Source organism: Sulfurovum sp. bin170 (assembly GCF_010892395.1).
In the GTDB taxonomy this organism is placed as follows: domain Bacteria; phylum Campylobacterota; class Campylobacteria; order Campylobacterales; family Sulfurovaceae; genus UBA1140.
In genome coordinates this window covers 1-4,787 of sequence record NZ_JAACKB010000355.1, presented here as the reverse complement: position 1 = coordinate 4,787, position 4,787 = coordinate 1, and the positions used below count along the sequence as shown (strand labels likewise).

Below are 4,787 nucleotides of genomic sequence, written 5' to 3'. Positions count from 1 at the left end.
TTTTGTAACCAATAAAAAAAGAGCCACCACAACATTTTTAAAAAGTATGATAGAGAGAAAAAGCTCTTGCTATATTGTCTATCCACTTTTTGGTTTCAATGGCAATCTTCTTGTGAACCGAGAAGAGGCGATTAACTCTATCAATCTAAATATAGAAGTGGCACAACGAGGTGTTAAAATATATCGAATTTTTATTGTTGACTCTTTGGATGATGTAGATAGTTTTGTGATAAAGACAGTTAAAAGAATGGAAGAGGTAGGGGTAGATATACGGTTTGCTATCAAAAAAGATATTGAGACCCTTGTGACCAGTTATGATTTTGCTTTTCCTGTTGAGAAAGATGTGGTACTGCACAAAGAGAGAAGTGAAAAAAACAATGATTTTTCCATCAACCCTGATGAGGGTACGATTATGATATATGTTAACAACTATAGATTGATAAAAGAGAAAAGTCTAAAATTGGATAAGGTATTAGAGTTAAAAAACCAAAGGAGCCATGAGGCTTATATACCAAAAGAGAACTTCCTATTCTCACAAGATAACAGAGTGTTGCAAAAACTACTTAAAGATGATGGGTTGTGGTACTTCTACTCCTATCCAAGTAATAACAATATGGAAGAAAAAGTTTGGATAATCCAAACACAATTTTTCGAAAACTTTACACTTATTGATGCATATAGAAACAAGGGACAACTTTTTATCGGTACGAATCAATCTATAGTTATAAAAGAGGGAGATAATAGTAAAAATATGACAGCAATTCTCTTTGATAATTCTAAAATCTCTTATGATATATTGCCTTTTGCAAGAATCTCTAAGTCTAATGGAGCTGAAGAGCAGATATTTAACTTTGGGTTCTTTTCTCGCAAGGAGTTTAGTGAGGATGAGGCTGTGGAGATTTTAGGTGATATTGATAAGTTACAGTTGAAGATTGATTATTCGTTTGTTCAGAGGGTTAACGGGTGGATTGGGAAATCAAGTTAGGGGATAAGTTTAAGATGGTACACTTTCGTAAAATATAGAAAAGGAAAGAGTATGTCCCCCCAAAAACGAGCAACAATAATAGCAAGTGTTGTCGCAACCATTTTAACAATAGTAAAATTCGCCATAGGTGTAGCCTCTGGTTCAGTAGCTGTTTTGGCTTCTGCCATAGATTCTCTGCTTGATACGGTTATCTCTGTATTTAACTTTTTTGCGATTAAAAAGTCAGAAGAGAAAGTGACGGATAGGTTTCAGTATGGAAAAGGAAAAGTACAAGCGATAGCGGCTGTGATTGAGGGTACTATTATAACACTCTCTGGATTTTATATTATCTATGAGGCGATTAAAAAAGCTATAAATGGGACGGAGACTACGATGTTGAGTCCTGCGATTATGGTTATGATTTTCTCGATAGCCGTTACTTTTTTACTCGTTGAGTATCTTATGGGAGTTGCTAAAAAGACCAATAATATTGTCATCAAATCCGATGCTTTGCACTATAAGACAGACCTTATAAGTAATGGGGTTATTCTGCTCTCTTTGGTCTTGGTCTATTTGACAGATTGGGATATTATTGATGCGATTTTTGGTTTTGGGATAGGGATTTATATTATCTATTCTGCTTATGAGATTATAGAAGAGGGGATTTTTATTTTGATGGACCATGCATTAGACCCAGAGATAGTTAGAGAGATTGAGAAGAAGATAGATGAGCATCCATTAGTTACTAGTCACCATTGGTTAAAGACACGAACTGACGGTTCTCATAATTTTGTTGAGTTTCACTTGGTATTAGAGCCTGAAATGACTCTGCTAGAAGCACATCGTATCTCTGATGTGATAGAGGAGAGGATAGCCAAGCTTGATGATACGAGACGATGGATTATCACACCTCACTATGACCCTTATGATGATGAGGATATAAATGATGCGACAAGAGATGGTATACCTCTAGGGGAGGCTTGATGATATATCTGCTCTCTCCATTGGTAAAAAAGGGGACGATTTCTCTGCCGATGATTTCGTTTAGTTTAACTACAAATAAGATAGATTTTTCTCGTTGTGATACGCTGATGTTTACCTCCAAACAGGCAGTGGTGAGTGCAGAGAGCATTGATAAGCGTTGGAAAAACTATCCATCAGTAGCGATAGGTAGAGCTACCAAAAAAAAGATAGAGGAGCTAGGAGGTGAGGTTATCTATTACCCCAAAGAGTTTTATGGTAAATCTTTGGCAGAGGATATAAAAGAGAAGTTTTCTGATAGAACTCTTCTCTATCTTCGCCCCAAAGAGGTCTCCTTTGATAGCAAGGGGTATTTGGCAAAAGAGGGGATAGAGTTGCAAGAGCAGATAATATATGAGACCTCGTGCCAGAGATATGAAGAGAGTGATGCTCCTTTGAAAAATGCTATTATTATATTTACCTCACCATCAACTATAAAATGTTTTTTTGAGAACTTCTCATGGGATAGAAGTTACACTGCTATATTAATAGGAAAAGCTACCAAAGAACACCTGCCAGACTACTGTGAATATGTAGTTGCTGATGTGCCTTTAATCGACTCATGTATAGAAAAAGCTAAAGAAATTAGTAAAAACAGTGACATTTGTTAGTATTTATTGTATAATTCTATTAACCTGAGTGGTTCGACTACTGTAATATGTGGTCCAACATTATCTTTTGTGGGACATGTAGATGGCTAGGGAGAGGATGGTTTCGTTTGAGTTAGGCATTGCCAACGAGAAGCTATCCCCAGATTAGTCACTCCCTCCTACACCGTTGGCTTTTTAGGGCCGGCTCTTAACAGAACGGCCACTCGGGGCCTTTTTTATAATCCGACTCATATTGTTGTTGTAAAATATTTAATAGTGTATAATATTGCTTATATATTTTTAACTATTTTATTGGAGAAGTTTTAAGTGAATGTATTAATAATTGGTGCTGGTGGAAGAGAGTACTCTATTGGGATGGCTCTTAAAAAAGATGAGAGTGTAGATAACCTCTATTTTGCCCCTGGAAATGGAGCGACGGATGAGTTGGGTGAGAATTTGACGATTAGTGATTTTGATGAGTTGGGTGATTTTTGTGAATCAAATTCTATCGGTTTGACTATTGTAGGTCCAGAGGCTCCTTTGGTTGATGGGATTGTAGATAGATTTGAGGCTAGAGGGTTGACTATCTTTGGACCATCTGCACAAGCTTCACAGCTAGAGGGGTCAAAGATTTTTATGAAAAACTTTTTGGCTCGTCACAGTGTGCCAACGGCAAAGTATATAGAGACTGACTCTATAGAGGATGCATACAGGTTTATTAACTCCTTGGAAGCTCCTATTGTGGTCAAAGCAGATGGGCTTTGTGGTGGTAAAGGGGTGATTATTGCTACTAGTAGAGATGAAGCAAAAAAAGCTTCTGCCGAGATGCTATCTGGTAGCTCATTTGGTGACGCGGGAACATCTATAGTAGTTGAAGAGTTTTTAGATGGCTATGAACTTTCTGTTTTTGCTATCTGTGATGGTGAAGATTATGTCGTTTTACCAGCGGCCCAAGACCATAAGCGACTTCTGAACGATGACCTTGGCCCAAATACAGGTGGGATGGGTGCTTATGCTCCAACACCACTTGTAGATGATGAGATTTATCGAAAATTAGATGAGAGGGTTATTGTACCAACACTAGAGGGAATGAGAGCTGAGGGGATGCCATTTAAAGGTGTACTATTTATAGGTGTAATGGTTGTAGACGGTGAGCCTATTATTTTGGAGTATAATGTCCGTTTTGGTGACCCAGAGTGTGAAGAGTTGATGCCTCTGCTTAAGTCTCCTGCATCAGAGCTATTTTATAAAGCAGCGACAGGTGATTTGAAAAATGCAAAGATTGAGTTTCATGATAAATATGCTGTTGGTGTTGTTATGGCAAGTCGTGACTATCCATACAAAAGTTCTGAACCTGCCCAGATAATTATTGATGATATTGTTCATGATGATTTGGAGGCAAACTCTCACATCTCTTTTGCAGGGGTAACACGCGGTGATGATGATAAACTCTATGCTACAGGTGGCAGGGTGCTTGTCTGTGTGGGGATGGGTGATAGTATTGCCGAGGCTCAACAGAGAGCATATATGTTGGTAGGTCAAGTTCACTTTGCAGGTAAGCAGTGTAGAACGGATATTGCGTATCAGGCACTTTAGGAGTAGTAATGCAGGAGGTTGGTGAGTATCAAATCGCTACAAAAGGGAAGCGTACGGTAGCTTTTTTTATTGATAGTTTTGTTATTGTTCTATTTCTGATTGCTATATATACCAAGCAGTGGGTAGTGGCTGTAGATAGTGAAGATTTTTCTCTTTTTTTTACAAATGATAAGTTTTTGGTTATCTCTCTTTTGGGTTTTATATACCATACACTTTTTGTATGGCAAAATGGTATGACTTTAGGAAAGATGCTAATGAAGATTCGTGTTGTTGAGATAGATACAGCCTCTACCCCTTCACTCACTACAGCACTTCTTCGCTCTGGATTTAGAGTTATTAGTGATAACTCCCTAATGTTGGGCTATCTAGTAGCATTCTTCTCTCCTCTGCTCCAATCCTTCCATGATAAAATAGCAAAAACTATTGTGGTAGATGCGTAGGGTGCGATTGCTATCGCACCAAAAAAGGATTCTAATGCGTAGCTTTACTCTTCTCCTACTCCTCTCTATTGTAGTTTTTGGAAAAGAGACTATCGAAATCTTTGCAAAAAATGTTATAGCTAGAGATAACTCTGTCTCTGCCAACGATAGTGTAGTTATACTCTATGAAGGTTCGAT

At 37.8% G+C, this 4,787-nt stretch carries 5 protein-coding genes; all 5 read left to right on the top strand.

All coding sequences use genetic code 11. The features are described 5' to 3' along the window. The coding region (locus GSY74_RS08465; protein ID WP_164664670.1) for a hypothetical protein at positions 1 to 985 on the top strand (985 nt) is incomplete at its 5' end. Positions 986 to 1,036: 51 nt separating this feature from the next. Further along, complete coding sequence (locus GSY74_RS08460; RefSeq protein WP_164664669.1) at positions 1,037 to 1,948, top strand: cation diffusion facilitator family transporter; 912 nt, start codon at positions 1,037 to 1,039, stop codon at positions 1,946 to 1,948. Further along, complete coding sequence (locus GSY74_RS08455) at positions 1,948 to 2,595, top strand: uroporphyrinogen-III synthase (protein WP_255494587.1); 648 nt, start codon at positions 1,948 to 1,950, stop codon at positions 2,593 to 2,595. The genes GSY74_RS08460 and GSY74_RS08455 overlap by 1 nt, the downstream gene beginning before the upstream one ends. A gap of 306 nt (positions 2,596 to 2,901) precedes the next feature. Next, on the top strand, positions 2,902 to 4,170 hold the full coding sequence (gene purD, locus GSY74_RS08450) for a phosphoribosylamine--glycine ligase (RefSeq protein WP_164664668.1): 1,269 nt from the start codon (positions 2,902 to 2,904) through the stop codon (positions 4,168 to 4,170). A gap of 8 nt (positions 4,171 to 4,178) precedes the next feature. Beyond that, entirely contained in the window at positions 4,179 to 4,610 is a 432-nt protein-coding gene (locus tag GSY74_RS08445) for an RDD family protein (RefSeq protein WP_164664667.1), read from the top strand. Positions 4,611 to 4,787: the final 177 nt, after the last annotated feature.